The organism is Pseudomonas sp. SF2 (assembly GCF_036858055.1).
Taxonomy (GTDB): Bacteria; Pseudomonadota; Gammaproteobacteria; order Pseudomonadales; family Pseudomonadaceae; genus Aquipseudomonas.
This window is the reverse complement of the sequence record NZ_JAMBDI010000004.1, coordinates 68,049-86,130: the sequence shown is the minus strand read 5'-3', so window position 1 is coordinate 86,130 and position 18,082 is coordinate 68,049. Positions and strand designations below refer to the sequence as shown.

Annotated in this window: 22 protein-coding genes; 12 read left to right on the top strand and 10 right to left on the bottom strand. The window is 64.6% G+C overall.

Annotated elements, in window-relative coordinates:
* The first annotated feature begins 30 nt into the window (after positions 1-30).
* Entirely contained in the window at positions 31-1,074 is a 1,044-nt protein-coding gene (locus M2S36_RS01695) for an ABC transporter substrate-binding protein (protein ID WP_207835073.1), read from the top strand.
* Positions 1,075-1,097: 23 nt separating this feature from the next.
* Entirely contained in the window at positions 1,098-1,853 is a 756-nt protein-coding gene (locus tag M2S36_RS01690; protein WP_333956607.1) for a class II aldolase/adducin family protein, read from the top strand.
* Between the two features lie 84 nt (positions 1,854-1,937).
* On the opposite strand, the gene M2S36_RS01685 is transcribed toward M2S36_RS01690, so the two are convergent.
* Complete coding sequence (locus M2S36_RS01685) at positions 1,938-3,335, bottom strand: purine-cytosine permease family protein (protein WP_233687419.1); 1,398 nt, start codon at positions 3,333-3,335, stop codon at positions 1,938-1,940.
* 235 nt (positions 3,336-3,570) lie between these two features.
* Between M2S36_RS01685 and M2S36_RS01680 the strand changes: the two genes are divergently transcribed.
* From M2S36_RS01680 to M2S36_RS01665, 4 genes are all read left to right on the top strand, one after another.
* Positions 3,571-4,455 (top strand): EamA family transporter, encoded by an 885-nt coding sequence (locus tag M2S36_RS01680; protein ID WP_233687418.1) that lies wholly within the window; start codon positions 3,571-3,573, stop codon positions 4,453-4,455.
* 130 nt (positions 4,456-4,585) lie between these two features.
* Positions 4,586-4,906 carry a YbjQ family protein gene (locus M2S36_RS01675; protein WP_207835052.1) on the top strand — a complete coding sequence of 107 codons (321 nt, stop codon included), beginning with the start codon at positions 4,586-4,588 and terminating at the stop codon, positions 4,904-4,906.
* A 139-nt stretch (positions 4,907-5,045) separates the two neighbouring features.
* A complete protein-coding gene (locus M2S36_RS01670) occupies positions 5,046-5,234 on the top strand; it encodes a hypothetical protein (protein ID WP_003253897.1) in 189 nt (62 codons plus the stop codon).
* 140 nt (positions 5,235-5,374) lie between these two features.
* The gene (locus M2S36_RS01665; protein ID WP_207835050.1) at positions 5,375-5,686 is read left to right on the top strand and encodes a hypothetical protein; all 312 of its coding nucleotides are present in this window, start codon (positions 5,375-5,377) and stop codon (positions 5,684-5,686) included.
* A 46-nt stretch (positions 5,687-5,732) separates the two neighbouring features.
* Here M2S36_RS01665 and M2S36_RS01660 read toward each other — a convergent pair whose 3' ends face one another.
* Positions 5,733-6,065: a hypothetical protein gene (locus tag M2S36_RS01660; RefSeq protein WP_003253895.1), complete on the bottom strand. Its 333-nt coding sequence runs from the start codon at positions 6,063-6,065 to the stop codon at positions 5,733-5,735.
* Between the two features lie 301 nt (positions 6,066-6,366).
* Entirely contained in the window at positions 6,367-7,509 is a 1,143-nt protein-coding gene (gene ampC / locus M2S36_RS01655) for a class C beta-lactamase (protein WP_333956598.1), read from the bottom strand.
* A 119-nt stretch (positions 7,510-7,628) separates the two neighbouring features.
* Between ampC and M2S36_RS01650 the strand changes: the two genes are divergently transcribed.
* The gene (locus M2S36_RS01650; protein WP_207835046.1) at positions 7,629-8,618 is read left to right on the top strand and encodes a bile acid:sodium symporter family protein; all 990 of its coding nucleotides are present in this window, start codon (positions 7,629-7,631) and stop codon (positions 8,616-8,618) included.
* A 139-nt stretch (positions 8,619-8,757) separates the two neighbouring features.
* Here M2S36_RS01650 and M2S36_RS01645 read toward each other — a convergent pair whose 3' ends face one another.
* A complete protein-coding gene (locus M2S36_RS01645) occupies positions 8,758-9,351 on the bottom strand; it encodes an eCIS core domain-containing protein (RefSeq protein WP_333956597.1) in 594 nt (197 codons plus the stop codon).
* On the bottom strand, positions 9,338-9,901 hold the full coding sequence (locus M2S36_RS01640) for a TetR/AcrR family transcriptional regulator (RefSeq protein ID WP_207835042.1): 564 nt from the start codon (positions 9,899-9,901) through the stop codon (positions 9,338-9,340). Before M2S36_RS01640 ends, M2S36_RS01645 begins: the two co-directional genes overlap by 14 nt.
* Before the next feature lie 89 nt (positions 9,902-9,990).
* Between M2S36_RS01640 and M2S36_RS01635 the strand changes: the two genes are divergently transcribed.
* Entirely contained in the window at positions 9,991-10,722 is a 732-nt protein-coding gene (locus M2S36_RS01635) for an SDR family oxidoreductase (protein ID WP_207835040.1), read from the top strand.
* 29 nt (positions 10,723-10,751) lie between these two features.
* Positions 10,752-11,363 carry a 2-hydroxychromene-2-carboxylate isomerase gene (locus M2S36_RS01630; RefSeq protein WP_333956596.1) on the top strand — a complete coding sequence of 204 codons (612 nt, stop codon included), beginning with the start codon at positions 10,752-10,754 and terminating at the stop codon, positions 11,361-11,363.
* 94 nt (positions 11,364-11,457) lie between these two features.
* On the opposite strand, the gene M2S36_RS01625 is transcribed toward M2S36_RS01630, so the two are convergent.
* The 4 genes from M2S36_RS01625 to M2S36_RS01610 all read right to left on the bottom strand — a co-directional run bounded on the left by M2S36_RS01625 (position 11,458) and on the right by M2S36_RS01610 (position 14,958).
* The gene (locus M2S36_RS01625) at positions 11,458-12,003 is read right to left on the bottom strand and encodes a cupin domain-containing protein (RefSeq protein WP_046616603.1); all 546 of its coding nucleotides are present in this window, start codon (positions 12,001-12,003) and stop codon (positions 11,458-11,460) included.
* Positions 12,004-12,084: 81 nt separating this feature from the next.
* Positions 12,085-13,290, bottom strand: coding sequence for an MFS transporter (locus M2S36_RS01620; protein WP_241106635.1), 1,206 nt, complete (start codon positions 13,288-13,290; stop codon positions 12,085-12,087).
* 85 nt (positions 13,291-13,375) lie between these two features.
* A complete protein-coding gene (locus M2S36_RS01615) occupies positions 13,376-13,909 on the bottom strand; it encodes a cytochrome b (protein ID WP_233687415.1) in 534 nt (177 codons plus the stop codon).
* Positions 13,906-14,958: a catalase family peroxidase gene (locus M2S36_RS01610; protein ID WP_207835130.1), complete on the bottom strand. Its 1,053-nt coding sequence runs from the start codon at positions 14,956-14,958 to the stop codon at positions 13,906-13,908. Before M2S36_RS01610 ends, M2S36_RS01615 begins: the two co-directional genes overlap by 4 nt.
* Positions 14,959-15,082: 124 nt before the next feature.
* Between M2S36_RS01610 and M2S36_RS01605 the strand changes: the two genes are divergently transcribed.
* Both M2S36_RS01605 and M2S36_RS01600 read left to right on the top strand, forming a co-directional pair.
* Positions 15,083-15,604, top strand: a complete 522-nt coding sequence (locus M2S36_RS01605; RefSeq protein WP_233694185.1) for a sigma-70 family RNA polymerase sigma factor — start codon at positions 15,083-15,085, stop codon at positions 15,602-15,604.
* Entirely contained in the window at positions 15,601-16,353 is a 753-nt protein-coding gene (locus M2S36_RS01600) for an anti-sigma factor family protein (RefSeq protein WP_241106637.1), read from the top strand. Before M2S36_RS01605 ends, M2S36_RS01600 begins: the two co-directional genes overlap by 4 nt.
* 121 nt (positions 16,354-16,474) lie before the next feature.
* On the opposite strand, the gene xthA is transcribed toward M2S36_RS01600, so the two are convergent.
* Positions 16,475-17,287 carry an exodeoxyribonuclease III gene (xthA, locus tag M2S36_RS01595; protein ID WP_063914848.1) on the bottom strand — a complete coding sequence of 271 codons (813 nt, stop codon included), beginning with the start codon at positions 17,285-17,287 and terminating at the stop codon, positions 16,475-16,477.
* 133 nt (positions 17,288-17,420) lie between these two features.
* Between xthA and M2S36_RS01590 the strand changes: the two genes are divergently transcribed.
* Positions 17,421-18,071 carry a GNAT family N-acetyltransferase gene (locus M2S36_RS01590; RefSeq protein ID WP_196188811.1) on the top strand — a complete coding sequence of 217 codons (651 nt, stop codon included), beginning with the start codon at positions 17,421-17,423 and terminating at the stop codon, positions 18,069-18,071.
* Positions 18,072-18,082: the final 11 nt, after the last annotated feature.

The window sequence follows — 18,082 nt, the reverse complement described above, 5'->3', positions numbered from 1 at the left end:
CCCCTCGGGCACCGGCAGGAGGCAACTACGATGCAGGTATTCCCACGTGTAAGCGGCTTTTGCGCAGCGTTGCTGGCCATGGGCCTGGGCAGTGCGCAAGCGGCACCGCAGATGGTCGTGGTCGGCTACGGTGGTGCAGGCCAGAAAGCCCAGGACGAGGCGATCTTCAAGCCGTTCAGTGCCCAGGATGGCAGCAAGCTGATCCAGAGCGAGTACAACGGTGAAATGGCGCGGATCCAGGTAATGGCAGATACCGGCAATGTCGACTGGGACGTGGTGCAGATCGAAGGGCCTGACCTGATGCGCGGCTGCGACGAGGGTATTTACGAGCAGCTGGACTGGCAGCGCCTGGGGCACGCGGGCGAACTGATTGCCGATGCTGCGCAGGCCTGTGGCTCGGCCGCGCTGGTATGGAGCGTGGCCATCGCCTATGACCGCAGCAAGCTGGCCCAGGCGCCGGCGTCGTGGGCCGACTTCTGGGACGTGAACAAGTACCCGGGCAAGCGCGGCCTGCGCAAGCGTGCGGTGTACAACCTGGAGTTCGCCCTGATGGCCGACGGGGTCAAGGTCGAGGATGTGTACCAGGTGCTGGCCACGCCGGCCGGGGTCGAGCGTGCTTTTGCCAAACTCGGCGAACTGAAGCCGTATATCCAGTGGTGGGACGCCGGCGCCCAGCCTGCCCAGTGGCTGGCGGCGGGTGACGTGGTGATGACCTCGACCTACAGCGGGCGCATCGCCGTGGCGGCTCAACAGGGCAGCCCGCTGGCGGTGGTCTGGCCTGGCAGCCTGTATGGCATGGATTACTGGGCGATCATCAAGGGCTCGCGGCATGTCGACCAGGCCAAGCGGCTGATCGCCTATGCCAACCAGCCGGATACCCAGGTGCGCTATGTGGAGCAGATTCCGTATGGGCCGACCAACACCCGGGCGGCAGCGAAGCTTGACCCGTCCTTGGCCAGTTGGGTGCCTACTTCGCCGCAAAACCTGCAAGGGGCGTTGGCGATGAATGTGGAATTCTGGGTCGACCATGGAGAAGAGCTGGAGCAGCGCTTCAATGCGTGGGCCAGCAAGTAGCTTTCTGCACAGGGACAACGATGATGAACGCTACGGAACAAAGCCTGCGCCAGGAGCTGGCCGCCTGCTATCGACTGATCGCCCATTTGCGCATGAGCGACCTGATCTTCACCCATGTTTCCCTGCGCCTGCCGGGGCCGCAACATCACTTCCTGATCAACCCGTACGGCCTGTTGTTCGATGAGATCACGGCCTCGAGCCTGGTGAAGATCGACCTGCAGGGCCGGCCGGTCGAACCGACGCCGCACCCGGTCAACCCGGCCGGTTTCGTCATTCACAGTGCCATCCACGCCGCCCGCGAGGATGCCCATTGCGTGCTGCATACCCACACCCGGGCAGGTTGCGCAGTGGCGGCGCTGGAGTGCGGGCTGCTACCGCTCAACCAGATGTCCATGGAGTTTTACGGCAAGGTGGCGTACCACGCCTACGAAGGGATTGCGCTGGATATGGATGAGCAGCAACGCCTGGTGACCGACCTGGGCGACAAGCCGGTGATGATCCTGCGCAACCATGGTCTGCTGACCACCGGGCGCAGCGTGGCCGAAGCGTTCCTGCGCATGTACTACCTGGAGAAGGCGTGCGAGATCCAGTTGGCGGCACAGAGTGCCGGGCAGGTGATTTTACCGCCCGCCGAAGTGTGTACGCATACCGAGCGGCAGTTCAATGATCCGGGGCGGGGCTTGAAGCAGGGCGAGCTGACGGATCCGGATGCGATGCAGCTGGCGTGGGCGGCGTTGTTGCGGATGCTGGAGCGAGTCGCGCCGGACTATCGTCGTTGACATTGGCGCGCTCGCGGTGAAAGCCGTCTTGCCCTCGCATCGCGTTTGCGAGGGCAAGACGTTTCTACGCTGTCGGCGAGGGGCTTAGCGGAGCTCAGGCACGATCATCGCTGCCGGTGCCTCTTGCGCCCGCCGCCGTGCCACCCAGTAGTACAGCACGCTCGGCACTACCAGGCCGATCAGCCACGAGATATCCACACCGCCCAGGTGCGCGACCAGCGGCCCTGTGTACAGTTTGGTGTCGATGAACGGCATCTGTATCAACACGCCCACCGTGTAGACGATGATTCCTGGCCAGTTCCAGCGGCCGTATCGGCCCTGCGGGTCGGCAAGGGCGGGGATATCGTATCGCTCCTTGGTGATGAAGTAGTAGTCGACCAGGTTGACCGCGCTCCACGGCACAAAGAACGTCAGCAGGAAGAGGATGAAGGATTTGAACGCGCTGAGAAACGAATGCTGGCCAAGCAAAGCCACCAGGGTGGCGGCGCCGACGATGCCCAGCACGAACAGCAGGCGCTGTGCACGGCTGATCGCCAGGTGGCCACGGAAGCCGCTGATGATGGTGGCAATGCACATGAAGCTGCCATAGGAATTCAGCGTCGAGATGGTCACCTTGCCAAAGGCGATGCAGAAATACAGCAGCGCTGCGGTGCTGCCGGCGCCACCCAGGCCGACGATGTAGGCCACTTCGTGACCGGAGAACCGGGCACCGGCGATGGCGGCGGCGAACACCCCGAGGATCATTGACGCCTGGGCGCCGATCACCGAACCCAGACCCGCGGCGAGGAAGGTTTTGAGTGGTGACGTGTTACTGGGCAGGTAGCGCGAGTAGTCGGCCACATAGGGGCCGAAGGCGATCTGCCAGGACGCCGCCAGCGATACGGCGAGCAGGAACGATGCCCAACTGAAGTGGCGGTTGTCGAGTAACTGCCCGATGTCGGCCAGCAGCATGATGCGACTGAACAGGTAGACGAAGGCGATGATGCCCAGCACGCTGGCGACTCGGCCGATCCAGTGGATCACCCGGTATCCGGCCAGGGTGGCGAGCACGATTATGCTGGCGAACATCAGGATGCCGGTGCTGTCGCTGACGTTGAGCAACTGGCCGATCGCCTGTCCGGAGAGCACCGTGCCGGTGGCGGTGAAGCCCAGGTACATCAGGCATACCAGCACCATCGGGATGGCCGCGCCGTAGACACCGAACTGCACGCGGCTGGAAATCATCTGCGGCAGCCCCAGACGAGGGCCCTGAGCGGCATGGAGGGCCATGACCGCGCCGCCGATCACTTGACCGAGCAGCAGGCCGATCAGCGACCAGAACACATCGCCACCGAGCACCACGGCAAGGGCGCCGGTCACGATCGCCGTGATTTGCAAGTTGGCGCCGAGCCACAGGGTGAACTGACTGTACACGCGCCCATGGCGTTCAGTCTCGGGGATGTAGTCGATCGAGCGCCGCTCGAGTACGGGTTTGCTGGACATACAGTGGCTCCGCTTCATTGTTCTTGTCTAAGCGAGTCAGTCATCGGCGGGGACGCGAGGCGGATGACCTGGTCATCATGTGAGCATGTATATACAAGTCAGGTCAAGCAGTGTGTTGGGAGTTGAACAGTGTGCTGTTGCGCAATGATCGGCGGCAACTGTGCTGGTCCCTGGCAACGAAATAACCTTATGCTGTAACGAAATATGTCTAGAAAACCTGAAGAAGGAAGCTGCAATGCCACTCAAGGACCTGCTCATCGCGCTGGTGGTGATTGTCGCGTGGGGAGTCAACTTCGTGGTCATCAAGGTTGGCCTCGATGGCTTGCCGCCGATGTTGCTGGGGGCATTGCGCTTCTTGTTGGTGGCGTTTCCGGCGATCTTGCTGGTCAAGCGGCCGAAGCTGCCCTGGCGCTGGCTGATCGCCTACGGTGCGACCATTTCGCTGGGCCAGTTCGCGTTCCTGTTCCAGGCCATGTACAGCGGCATGCCGCCAGGGCTGGCCTCGCTGATCCTGCAGTCGCAGGCGTTCTTCACCCTGGGTTTCGCCGCACTGTTCCTCGGTGAGCGGCTGCGCCTGGCCAGCGTGCTGGGGCTGCTGGTAGCGGCCAGCGGCCTGGCGCTTATCGGCAGCGAAGACGGTGGCCATGTGCCGATGCTGGCGCTGGTGCTGACCCTGTGTGGCGGCGCCATGTGGGGCTTGGGCAACATCATTACCCGGCGCTTTGGCTCGGTTGACCTGGTGGCGCTGGTGATTTGGGGCGGGCTGATCCCGCCACTGCCGTTCCTGGCACTCTCCTGGTGGCTGGAAGGGCCAGAGCGCATTGGCCATGCCCTGGCCAATATCAGCTGGAGTTCGGTATTGGCCCTGGCCTACCTGGCGTTTGTCGCCACCATGCTCGGCTACAGCCTGTGGAGCAAACTGCTGTCGCGCCACCCGGCCGGCAAGGTGGCGCCATTCTCGCTGCTGGTGCCAGTGATTGGCCTGAGTTCGTCGGCGTTGTTGCTGGGCGAGCGTTTGACTGCAACCCAGGGTTGGGGCGCCTTGCTGGTAATGGCCGGGTTGCTGGTGAACGTGTTCGGCGCCCGCATTGGCCAGCGGCTACGCGCGGTCAGCGCGTAGTTGTCCCCTTCAAGCACAGCCTGACTGAAAATCTGAAAAACTGCGCGCTCCCACAATGGAGGCGTATCCGCGAGGGGAATTGCGCTCTGTTAGAATCGGCCTTTTTTGCCAGGCCAATGGAGTGCACCCCATGATCATTTCCACCACCAGCCAGCTCGAAGGCCACCCGATTGCCGAATACCTGGGCGTGGTCAGTTCCGAATCGGTGCAGGGCATCAACTTCGTGCGCGATTTCTTTGCACGTTTTCGCGACTTCTTCGGCGGCCGTTCGCAAACCCTGGAAAGCGCACTGCGCGAAGCGCGGGAACAGGCCACCGAAGAACTGAAGGCGCGGGCACGCCAGTTGCAAGCCGATGCGGTAGTGGGGGTGGATTTCGAGATCAGCATGCCGTCGGTACAGGGCGGCATGGTCGTGGTATTTGCTACCGGCACGGCGGTGCGCCTGAAGTAGAGCGTTCTGCCGCTGGTCGGGTCCAGGGCATCAGCCTGGGCGGTCTGCAAATGACCAGCTAGTCTCACTTTCACTGGTCGCGTTTACCTGGGCAACTGTTCTGGTTGCCGGCGCGTCCGCCACTGGAGGGAGACAGGGCATGAGCGAATCCTTTTTCGAAGACCTGAACGACGCGTTCCCGATCAACAGCCAGGTGCGTTGCGGCCAGGCGGCATTCCGCCTGGGCTTCGCCCACATGACGCTGGATGATTCCGAACAGCTCCAGCCTGCACACCTGCAGCGCAGTAAAAAAGGCCGCTTCATGCCGCGGGTTCCGCTGAAGAAGTGATCCCGCTCCAGCACAACCCCGCCGAATGGCGGGGTTTTTATTGCCATTTCTTGATCCGCCTCATGGCATTGTCGGGTAGCGCTCGCAGGATGGCCAAGGCTGTGGTTTTCTGGCGCGGCATTCCAGCAACGGAGGATTGAATGCGCATGCGAGTCAGGGAAGAGACCTATTGGCAGTGGGCCGACGCCCAGCTGCACAGCCGCTGCCACGACGAAGCACTCAGTGACGGTACCACCCTGGACGTGCAGGTTCGCTTGTCGCGCCTGGGGGCGACCCAACTGTTCCTGGGGCTGTATGCCGGGGATGGGCGGGCACTGCTGGAGGAGTACTACCCCGCACGGCCAGGCGAGACCATGACCCGCGCCCTGGTGTGGGGTGTTGACCGCGCCCGGGCGATGGCAACCGGCGCCTTGCCGCTGCCGGAACGCGCCAGCCAGCGGCGCCAGGCATGAAAAAGCCCGGCCTATGCGGGCCGGGCTCAGGTAAGGGTGGGAACCCTCAGTTGAGCGGTTCGATCACCTTGACTGCCTGCTGCTCACGGGCAGCGGGCCATTCTTGTTGCAGGGTCTGCAGGACGCGGCCAACGAACTCGGTGTCGGCGGCGGCCTTCTTGCCGACGTAGCCTTGGCCACGGCGGTAGACCTTGAAGCGGGCACGCATGCTGGGCAGGTGCTCTTCGAATTCATCTTCGACGGTGTTCGGTGGCAGGCGGTCGAGGCGCACTTCACCGGTCTGGCTGACCCACAGCAAATGGTCGTCAAGGCTGTCCTTGCGCACGGCGAACAGCTGGGCCAATTGGTCGATAGTCGGATTGTTGTTCAAGTTCATCATAAAGCCCCCATTACCCATTCATAGGTGATTTTTCACAGTTGGCGCTACCACGGTGTAGCGCTCTACCAAGGCTGCTACAGCAGCATCGCAACAGGGGCTTTCTCACGCTGCCTTTTGGACAGTTTCCCTCTCCACGGACGGCCTGCGTTACCGCGCAGGCCGTCTGGAACACCCTTGCCACCGCTCCCGATCGGGGAGACGGCTTCATCATGCCCAAGGGCGATGAACGGCGTCAACCGTTTTGTAGTGAATATTTTTTCTCACTACATTCTGTCGTTTTGTTCGACAATCGTTGCCGGCACTACAGCCCGGACAGAATGTCGAAGGCTGCGCGCACCCGGGCTTCGTTCGGGTAATTTCGGTTGGCCAGCAACACCACGGCCAGTTGTTCGGCGGGCACGAAGGCGGCGTAGGCGCCGCAACCATTGGTCGAGCCGGTCTTGTTGTACCAGGCTGCCGACAGCGCAGGCTGGGCGGGTTGCAGCCGCGTGGTTGCCTGCGGTTCACGGATAAGCTGCGGGCCATTGCCATCTACCAAGGTGCTTAGCGTGACCGGGTAGGGGTAGCGCTCCCAACCCAGGCCCTGGGTCATGGCGCCGACCTGGAAGTAGCCCTGCCGGGTAATGGCCGTGGCTTGCACCAGCGCCGGGGGCAGGCCCTCCGGCTGCATGTGCAGGCGCACATAGCGCAGCAGGTCGCTGGCGCTGGTCTTGATGCCGTAGGCTTCGTCGGCGTAAGGGCCGGGGCTGACACGCACTGGCTTGTCGTCAGCGTCATAACCTTGGGCGTACAGCCCCTGGGCGCTCGCCGGGACCTGCAGATAGGTGTTTTCCAGGCCCATCTGTTTCAGCAGGCCCTCGCTCATCAGTGTGGAAAACGGCTGATGTTGCGCGCGGGCGGCCAGGTCGCCGAACAAGCCCAGGCTGGGGTTGGAGTAGCAGCGCTGGGTGCCGGGTTTGGCGCGGGGTTGCCAGTGGCGGAAGAAATCGACCACCTGCTGCGGTGTCTGCACCGCATCCGGGAACTGCAACGGCAGGCAGTCGGCACTGTAGGCGCCCAGCTCCAGCACGCTCGCCTCGCCGATGGAGGTACCGGCAAGGGCCGGGTGATAGCGCTTGGCCGGGGCATCGAGGTCCAGCTTGCCTTCGGCACTGGCCAGTGCGGCCAGGGTGGCGGTGTAGGTCTTGCTCAGCGAGCCGATCTCGAACAGCGTGTCGCGGCTGACCGGCACATTGTCGGCCTTGCTGGCCACGCCATAGCTGAAGTAGTGCGCGTGGTCGCGAGCATAGATCGCCACGGCCATGCCGGTGATGCCTTGCTCCTGCATCAGCGGGCGGATGATCTGGTCGACCTTGGCCTGCAACTGGTCATTGGCGTGGGCGGCACTGTGGCCCAAGGTGAGGGTGAGGGCGGCAGCAAGTGCAGCCAGGCGGGAGAGGGGCATGGGCGGGTCCTGTGCTGGAGCGTGTCCGTTGAGCGATACCGGTGGGGGTTCCGGCGTTAGCGGCGAAAAGCCGAAGACCTTATCGTCTGCCCTTGCACAATGACAAGACGGAAACTGTGATGAAGTATTTGCGCATGTTATTCGACAATTTCACCCTGGCCTTGCTCGGGGTGGTGCTGATAGCCACCGTGCTGCCTTGCTCGGGCGACGGCGCGGTGTATTTCGGTTGGCTGACCAACCTGGCCATCGGCCTGCTGTTCTTCCTGCACGGCGCCAAGCTGTCGCGCGAGGCGATCATCGCCGGTGCCGGGCACTGGCGCCTGCACTTGCTGGTGTTTTCCTGCACCTTCGTGCTGTTCCCGCTGCTGGGCCTGGCGTTCAAGCCGCTGTTCGTGCCGTTGGTGGGCAACGAACTGTACCTGGGCGTGCTCTACCTGTGTGCCTTGCCGGCCACCGTGCAGTCGGCCATCGCCTTCACCTCGCTGGCGCGTGGTAATGTGCCAGCGGCCATTTGCAGCGCGGCGGCATCCAGCCTGCTGGGCATCTTCCTCACGCCGTTGCTGGTGATGATGTTGCTGGGGGCCAGCGGTGATACCGGTTCTGGCCTGGATGCAGTGCTGAAGATCACCCTGCAGCTGCTGGTGCCGTTCGTGGCCGGGCAGGTCGCCCGGCGCTGGATCGGCGCCTGGGTCAAGCGCAATGCGCGCTGGCTCAAGGTGGTGGACCAGGGCTCGATCCTGCTGGTGGTCTACACCGCGTTCAGCGAGGCGGTGGTTACCGGGCTGTGGCACACGGTATCGCCGCAGCACCTGGCCGGGTTGTTTGCCGTGTGCGGGATATTGCTGGCGGTGGTGCTGTTCGGTACCCGGCTGCTCGGCAAGCTGCTGGGCTTTGACCTGGAGGACCGCATTACCATCCTGTTCGCCGGTTCGAAGAAGAGCCTGGCCACCGGCGTTCCCATGGCCCAGGTACTGTTCGTCGGCAGTGGCATAGGTGCGATGATCCTGCCGCTGATGCTGTTCCATCAGATCCAGCTGATGGTTTGTGCGGTGCTGGCGCAGCGTTATGCCAGCCGTGAGCAGGTGGCTGAAGAAGCTTCGGCGGCGTAACGGTTGTGGGAGCGGCCTTGTGTCGCGAAAGGGCCGCAAAGCGGCCCCGGCAATATATGCCCCACGCCGAACTCAGGGGGCTGCTGCGCAGCCCTTTCGCGATACAAGGCCGCTCCCACAGGGTAAAGCGCCGCTGCTACTATCTCGCCTGCCCTGAACCACGCTCGCGCAGCGCCTTGCTGACCTCGGCCTCGACCTTGTAGGCCGGCGCTTCCAGGTCGTCGTAGTTGCGCGTATAGCGCCGGGCGAACTCTTCCACACCCAACTGCTGATACTGCTGCACATGCTTGAGCTCGTGGGCCCACAACGCCACGTTGTCCTCGGCATCGGCGGGGCGGCGGAAGATGATCGTGTCGATCAGCGTCACGGCGTTCACGTCGGGGTTCTGCAGCAGCGCATTGGCCGCGCTCATCTGCTGTTCGTCACCTACCCGGAAGCGTGCCGCGTCGAGTACGGCAAAGTCGTACCAGGGTTCGAGTTGCGCGCGGATATGCAACGGGATCGGCTCGACGCCGCTGGCAGTGGCTTCGTCGCGTGCCTGGTGCAAGGCGTAGGTCAGGCTGGACGAAGCCAGCACTTCCACGTCCTTGAAAATCTGCCCGGCTTGCCCGGGGTCGATGGGCGCACAGAAACACCCCATCAGGCACACCTGGTACTGCCCTGGCGGGCAGGCCTGTTCGGCGAGGGCAGGCAGGGCCAGCAGCAGCCCCAGCAGGAGGCTAATCCGCTTCATGCAGGGCCTTCTCGACGAAGTGGCGGCTGGCGTCCAGTACCTGCGACTGCACGCTTTCTGTGGCCAGCATGCGCCCGATCAGCAAGGCGCCGACGCACTGACTGATCAGCACCCAGGCCAACTCGTCGTCCTCCAGGGTCGCGCTCCAGGCCCGGTGCAGTTCCACCAGCCAATGCTCGGCCACCGCGCGCACGGGGGCTTGGGCCCGGGCAATCTCCACTCCCAACGGCGGCAGCGGGCAGCCACCTTCGGCATTGTGCAGGTGGGCCAGGCTCAGGTACTGCTGCAGGCAACGGCCCAGGCGTTCGCGGCTGGCCGCCTGGTTGGCCAGGCGCGCCAGCGGGCTGTTGCACAGTTCCTGCCGCACTACCTCGGTGAACAGGTCGTCCTTGGACGGGAAGTGGTTGTAGAAGGCGCCACCGGTCAGGCCGATTGCCTTCATCAGCCCGGCCACACCGGTGCTGGAAAACCCCCCTCGTTTGGCCAGCGCGCCGCTGCTGGCCAGCAACCGCTGACGGGTTTGCTGCTTGTGTTCGTTGGTGTAGCGCATTCACTTGCCTCTGCAGGCGGGCTTGACGGTGGCGGCGATCATAACATAGCGTTCGTTTACTAAACGATCATTTACCTATGGAGGCAGGCATGGCAGAACAACAAAAAGTAGTGCTGGTGATAGGTGCGGGGGATGCCACCGGTGGCGAGATCGCCAAGCGCTTTGCCCGCGAGGGCTACATTGCCTGTGTGACCCGGCGCCAGGCTGACAAGTTGCAGCCGCTGCTGGACGAAATCCGCGCTGCCGGCGGCCAGGCCCACGGTTTTGGCTCCGATGCGCGCAAGGAGGAGGAGGTGGCCGCGCTGGTCGAAACCATCGAGCGTGATATCGGCCCGATCGAAGCATTTGTGTTCAATATCGGCGCCAATGTGCCCTGTAGCATTCTTGAGGAAACCCCGCGCAAATACTTCAAGATCTGGGAGATGGCCTGTTTTGCCGGTTTCCTTACCGCTCAGGCGGTGGCCCGGCGCATGGTCCAGCGCGAGCGCGGCACCATTCTGTTCACCGGTGCCACCGCCGGCACCCGTGGCGCGGCGGGCTTTGCGGCTTTCGCCGGGGCCAAGCACGCCTTGCGCGCCCTGGCCCAGAGCATGGCACGCGAACTGGGGCCGCGGAACATCCATGTCGCCCATGTGGTGGTGGACGGGGCTATCGACACTGCTTTCATTCGTGACAGTTTCCCTGACCGCTACGCCCTCAAGGACCAGGATGGCATCCTCGCCCCGGCCCACATCGCCGACAGCTACTGGTTCCTGCACGCCCAGCCCCGCGACGCCTGGACTTTCGAGCTGGACCTGCGCCCCTGGATGGAACGCTGGTAAACCTCTTTCACCGAGCAAGGACCGTAACCATGCACAAGACTGTCGATTTCTTTTTTGACCTAGGCAGCCCGGCCAGCTACCTGGCCTGGACCCAACTGCCTGGCCTGTGTGCCCGCCAGGGTGCCACGCTGCGCTACCGGCCGATGCTGCTGGGCGGGGTTTTCCAGGCCACCGGCAACGCCTCGCCTGTCATGATTCCGGCCAAGGGTCGTTACATGTTCACCGACCTGGCGCGCTTCGCCGCGCGCTATGGGGTTCCGTTCGAGTTGCCGCCGGGTTTCCCGGTCAATACCTTGACCCTGATGCGCGGGGCAATGGGCACCCAGCTGCGTTCGCCGGAACGGTTCGAGGCGTTAGTGGCGGTGCTGTTCAACGGGCTGTTTGTGCAGCGCCGTAACCTGGGCGATAGCGCCGTCCTCGACGAGACGCTCAGCCAGGGCGGCTTCGACCCGCAAGCATTTCGCGCGCTGGCGGGTGATGACGAGGTGAAGGCTGCGCTCAGGCACGCGACCGAAGAGGCAGTGGGGCGCGGGGTGTTTGGCGCGCCGACCTGCTTCGTCGGTGACGAGATGTTCTTCGGCCAGGACCGCCTGGACTTTGTCGAAGAGGCTCTGCGTCAGGGCGCCGGCAGCCCCACCTGAATGCGCGCTCCCACAGGGTTGGCGCTTTACCTGTGGGGGCGGCTTTAGCCGCGAACACCGGCGAAGCCGGTGCCATCCCCCACGCATGAAGCAATCAGAAGTTAGCCGGGGTGTTGGCGCTGATGATCTCGGCCTCGTCCGGGCCGATGTTCTTGAAACTGTGCGGCAGGGTAGTGGGAATGTAGTACCCGTCGCCCGAGTTGAGCACGCTCACCTGGCCATCGACCCACAACTCGACGGTGCCGCGGGTGACCAGGCCACACTCTTCACCCTCGGCATGCACGATCGGTTCGCCCGAATCGGCACCCGGTGCATACAGCTCACGCAGCATGCGCATCTGCCGGCCTTCGACACTGGCACCGACCAGCAGCATACGCAGGCCGTTGCGGCCCAGGTCTGGCTGTTCGCTGCCACGGAACACGTAGCGCTCTTCGCGCACCGGCTCGTCGAAGCTGAAGAACTCCGCCAGGCTCATCGGAATGCCTTCGAGCAGTTTTTTCAGGGAGCTGACCGAAGGGCTGACGCGATTCTGCTCGATCTGTGAGATCGTCGAATTGGTCAGCCCGCTGCGGCGGGCCAGTTCCCGTTGGGAGAGGTTGTTGCGTTCACGCACCAGTTTGAGTCGCGTCCCCGTGTCCATAGCCGCCTTGTAATCAGAGGTGTCAAAAATAATGAGCGATGCGCATTAAAACACACTCTGCACACTTGCGCGCTGTGCTTGTCAGGCCCGCTGATCGCGCGGTATCGGCCATAACCCGACCAGCAGCAACAGCGCTGCCACCGCCAGGAATGGCAAGCGTGGATCGATGGCATATACCAGGGTGCCGGCCAGTGGTCCGATCACTGCGCCCATGCCTTGGGCAGCACCGATGGAGCCGGCCGTGGCGCCTTGCTCGGAGGCGTGCATGGCATTGGCTGCCAGCGCCGAAAACGCCGGGAAGACAAAGCCCATGCCCGCCGCCGCGACGAAGTAGCAAGCCCACAGCCAGGGTGCCGTGGTGGCGAGCGAGCCGCAGGCAAAGCCCAAGGCCGACACCGTGGCGCCGACCCGGATCATCTTCAGCGGCGGCCATTCCAGCTGGCGCAGCAGCACCTGTGCCAGGATCAGTGCCACGCCCACCGTGGTCAGGGCGATGCCGGCGGCCTGGGCCGCTTGGGCCGGGCCCAGGTGCAGGCGGTCAAGGGCGAAGAAACCGACGATGATCTGTGACACCGTGACGCTGAGCATGGCGCTGAACGCCACCAGCAAGGGCCGGCGCAGGCGCGGGTCGTTCAGCCGCACCGGGCTGGGGGCATGGCTGTGCGGCAGCGCCTGCGGCTTGAGGGTGAACAGCAGGACCAGGAAGGCACTGGCTGGCAGCAGCGACATGATATGGAACGGCAGGCTCAGGCTATGCCGCGCCAGCAGCGCCGCCAGCGCCGGCCCCACCACCAGGCCAACGGCGTTGGCCGCCCCCAGCGAGGCCATGGCCCGGGCCCGGCGTTGCGGTTCGACATGGTCGGCGATCAGCGCATTGCAGCCCACCGGAATGGCCGCATAGAAGGCGCCGATGCAGCCGCGCGCGACCATCAGGCCGATGAAGGCAAGGCTCGCCCCCGGCAGCCAGCGCAGTGCGCCTTCGACGAACAGGCATAGCAGCCAATAGGCCAGGGTGAAGCCGGCGCTGCCCAGCAGCAGGATGCGCCGACGGCCCAGGCGGTCCGCCGCGCGCCCCCAGGGCCGGGCCAGCAGCACCCAGACCACGCCCGCCACGGTAACGGCGGCACCGGCTTGCCAGGTGGCCATGCCGAGCTGACGGGCGATCGGGCCGATCAGGGCGACGAAGGCCATCATCGACATGGTACAGGCCATGTTGGCCAGCAGCAGGGGACGCAGGTCCAGGGTGCTGGCGGGGGTAAGGGTGGCAGGATCCTTTGCGACGTTCATAGGGCAGTCCAGGGCGGTGCGGCAAATAAAAAGCCGAAAATGATAAGAATTATTATCGATTGTCTAGGCCCTGGGTTGCCGAGCGTCATTCGCTGCGGCGCAGTGGGCCTGGCCACATGCTACGCAACACGCCGTCGCGGCGCACCCACCCGTGCATCAAGGCGGCGCCCACATGCACCAGCACCGTGGCGAACAGCAGGTAGCCAGCCCAGCCATGGGCCTGGCGCAGCACGGCGTACAACTGCAGGTCATGGGGGGCGATGGCCGGTAAACCCAACGGGCGTGGGTAGCCACCGGCCGACAGCATGGCCCAGCCCAGCAGCGGCATGGCCAGCATCAGGCCATAGAGCAGCAGGTGCGAGGCCCCGGCGGCCCAGCGCTGCAGTGTGGGCAGGTCGTGCGGCAGGGGCGGGTGGGGCAGGGCCAGGCGTACGCCGATGCGCAGCAACACCAGTACCAGCAGGGCCAGGCCGGTGGCCTTGTGCAGCCCGATCAGCACGGGGTGGCGTGGCGACAGGTCGGCGACCATGCTCACACCGATGAACAACATGGCCAGGATCAGCACGGCCATCAGCCAGTGCAACAGGCGGGCAAGGGGGTGGAAGGTGTCGGTTTTCATGGGCGGGCTCCGGTGCCGAGCGATTCGCGGCTGCGGCGGTTGAAGGATTCCGAGTAGGCGGCCGAACGGGCCGCGAGGATCGGGTCGGCGGAGGCCTGGATGCCCCGGGGCAGGATCAGCGGGTCGAAGTTGAGGTCGCGGCAGGCCCCTTGCTCGGGGCCGTCGACCTGCTCCAGCACCAGCGTGCCGGCGTCCACGCTGCGCCGTTCGGCAGGCCAGGGTCTGGCAGGGTCGTCCACCGCATCGCCAGGCTCCGCCAGCACCAGGCGCAGCGTCCAGCGCAGCGGGCCTTGGGCCAGGCGTTGCTGCAGGTCGTGCTGCAGGAACTGTTTGTCATCGACTTGGGCAGGCAGGGCGGCAAACGCCGTTTGCGGCTCCAGTTGCCAACGCACCGGGTGGGCCGCACCGCTTGCGTCGATCAGGCGGAAGGCGTTGATGCTGTGGTATTGCGTGCTGGCGAAACTGTTGCTGGGCGTGTAGCCCGCCGCCCACTGGCGAAACGCCGCGCTTTCCGGGTGGGCGGCGAAAAATGCCTGCAGTTTGCCCGGGTCCGGTTTGCCGGTGGCCGGGTCTGGTGCTCCCGCCAGTACCTGCTCATAGAAGGCTTGCGGCGTGCTTACCGCCAGCACCGGTGGGTTGTTCATGCCAGTACGCCAGACCTGCCCGTCGTCGGTGCTCAGCTCGATGGCCAGGCTGCGCACCGGTATGCCGGTGTCCGGCGCGAACGGGTTGGCGCCGCCAATGGCGAAGCGGCCGATCACTGGCACCCGCGGCTGGCTGAACGCCCGCGCCGTGGACAGGCTGGCGGCCTGCCCGCTGGGCTGGAAGTAGCCGCTGACGCACAGGCCCTTGGCGTGGTTTTTCCGGTAACCCGGGTAATGCCCGGCCTGGGCTTCGAAGGTGTCGATGATGCGCTGTGGGGTCAGGCGGGTTTCGCCAAACCAGCCGGCGGCATAGGCAAAGCCGGCGCCCGCGGCCAGCATCACGGCGCCGATGGCGGCCAGGCGCAGGGCCTTGGCCGGGCCGTGCAGGGGTGAGTTCATGGTGATTGTCCGGTTCAGTGAAGGTGCCGGTACGACGGTGCAGGGAAAAACTTATTCCCTTTTCGGGAATAGAATTTCCTCACAGGCGTCAGCCTTTTACACTGACAACCCCAGAGGCCGGGACTTTGCCATGCATGATCTGGACGACCACCAGTGGCGCGAGCTACTGGCCCGCCTGCGCCGCTTTGCCGTGTGGCTGACCCGCGAGCCGGGCAGTGCCGACGACCTGGTGCAGGCCGCGGTCGAGCGGGCCTTGAGCCGGCGCGACCAGCAACGCGACGCCGATGCACTGCGGGCCTGGCTGTTCACCATCCTTTATCGGCTTTTCCTCGACGGTAAGCGCCGCGAGCGCCTGCATGCGCGCTGGCTGTCCTGGTTCGGCCGCGGCGAGCGCGACGACGAGCCGGTTGGCGACAACCTCGAGGCCATTGTCCTGGCCCAGGCCGACCTGCAGGCTTTCGCCCGGCTCACGGCAGAACAGCGTGCGTTGCTGCTGCTGGTCAGCATCGAAGGTTTGAGCTACAAGGAGGCCGCCCAGGCCCTGGGTATCCCTATCGGCACTGTGATGTCGCGCCTGTCGCGCGCCCGCAATGCCTTGCGCGAACTCACCGAGGGCAGCCCCCAGCCCCCGGCCTTGCGGAGACTGAAATGACGCGCCTGATCCCCAGCGAAGACGAACTGCACGCCTATGTCGACGAGCGCCTGGAGCCTGTGCGCCGGGCCGAGGTGCAGGCCTGGCTGGCGGCCAATCCGCAGGCTGCGGCCAAGGTCGAGGGCTGGCGTGCCGATGCCCGGCGCCTGCGTGCGGTGTTGGCCGGGTTTGGCGAAGTGCCCGGGGCTGCGCAGCTGGACCTGGGGCAGTTGCGCCGGCAATTGCGCCAACGCCGCCAGCGCCGCTGGGCCACGGCGGCGGTATTGTTGTTGGCGTTGGGCGTGGGTGGCCTTGGTGGTTGGCAGGTGCGCGATGCCACCTTGGCGCGTGCCGACCTGCCGATGGCCGATGCGGTTCAGGCGCACCGCCTGTTTGCCGGCAGCGAGGCACTGGATATTCAGGCCAGCGACCCGGAGCAGTTGCGCGACTGGCTGGGGCGCCACTTCAAAAGCGTGGGCCAGTTGCCGGACCTGGCCGGCTACGGTTTCAAACCGGTGGGTGCGCGCCTGCTCAGCAATGAGCGAGGGCCGGCGGCATTGCTGGTGTTCGAGGATGGCAAGGGCCAGCGCATCAGCCTGTTCCTGCGCTCACCGGGCGATCAGTACCGGCGCATGCCTGACGGGCAGCGGGTGGATGGCCAGCTGGAGGCGCGGTACTGGTCGCATGGGGCTTACAACTTTGCGTTGGTCAGCGCAGCGGACGATGTGCGCGGGGCGGGGGTGGGGGAGGCGTTGCGGTTGGGTTTGTGAGCAGGAGGCTCAAGGGGCATGCCATGGGTCTTGTGTTGCCTGTGGGATCGAGCGCCGCCCGCGCGGNNGCGCTCGATCCCACAGGCAACACAAGACCCAAGTCTAGTGGCTCATCCCAAATTCAGCTCAATTCCAGCCAGATCGGCGCATGGTCCGACGGCTTTTCCATCCCGCGCAGTTCATAGTCCACACCCGCCGCCTTGATCCGCGGCACCAGGTGCTGCGAGGCCATGATCAGGTCGATGCGCAGGCCGCGCTTGGGCTCGTCCTCGAAGCCGCGGCTGCGGTAGTCGAACCAGCTGAAGCGGTCGCTCACCTCCGGGTACAGGTGGCGGAAGCTGTCCACCAGGCCCCAGCCTTTCAAACGTTCCATCCACTCGCGCTCCTCCGGCAGGAAGCTGCACTTGCCGGTCTTGAGCCAGCGCTTGGCGTTGTCCGGGCCGATGCCGATGTCGCAGTCCTGCGGCGAGATATTCATGTCGCCCATCACCAGCAGTGGCTGGTCGTTGCGGAACTGGCCTTCCAGCAGCGCCTGCAGGTCGCTGTAGAAGCGCTGCTTGGCCGGGAACTTGGTGGGATGGTCACGGCTTTCACCCTGGGGGAAGTAGCCGTTCATGATGGTAATAGGGGTGCCATCGGCATCGGCGAAGGTGCCCCAGATGAAGCGGCGCTGGGCGTCTTCTTCATCGCTGGCGAAGCCCTTGTGCAGGCTCAGCGGTGCCTGGCGCGACAGCAGGGCCACGCCATAGTGGCCTTTCTGGCCGTGGTAATGCACGTGGTAGCCCAGCGCCTGCACGTCGGCCAGCGGGAACTGATCGTCGCTGACCTTGGTTTCCTGCAGGCCGATCACGTCCGGCTGGTGCTTTTCGATCAGCGCCGCCAGCTGGTGCGGGCGGGCCCGCAGGCCGTTGATGTTGAAACAGACGATCTTCATGGAAAGATAATCCCGGTAAAAGGCGCGATGCTAGCCGACATCGCTTGCCATCACCAGCATGGCGGCTTCGGGAGCCTGCTGCTAACGTCCTTGCCAGGGCACTTGTACGCCCATTCCAGGAGGACTGCCCGCAATGCCTGAAACCACTGCCGTTACGGCCCGAGTCTGCCTGCTCGATGACGGCTACAGCCGCGAGGCGCGTTCGCTGTTGTACAACGCCTACCGTCATGAACCTACCTTCGCCTATATCTTCGAGGCCCAACGCCCAGGCTATGAGCAGCGCCTGCGGGTGATGGTGCGCGAATGGGTACGCCAGCATTTCTACTTGCAGTTGCCTGCCATCGGCCTGCTGGTGGAGGACCGTCTGATCGCCCTGGCCCTGATCGTGCCGCCCCTGCGCCGGCTGGGGGTGGCCGATAGCTGGGCCTGGCGCCTGCGCATGATATTGGGTACCGGCCTGCGCTGTACGCGTCGCTACATGGACTATCAGGCCGCCCTGGCCACCTGCCTGCCCACCGATCAGGTGCATGTGCTGCCGCTGTTGGGCGTGCACCCGCAATTTCAGGGCAAGCACTACGGCGAGCAATTGTTACAAGCTGTGCATGACTGGTGCGCGGACGACCCTGGCACCCAAGGTGTGGTGCTGGACACTGGCAACGAGCACTACCTGGCCTTTTACCAGCGCCAGGGCTATGAGGAAATTGGCGAGGTAGCTGTAGGACCAATCCGGGAGAGGGTGTTCTTCCATCCCAATCCGGTCTCTTCCAATTCTGCTTTTGCCTGAGCAGACCGTGC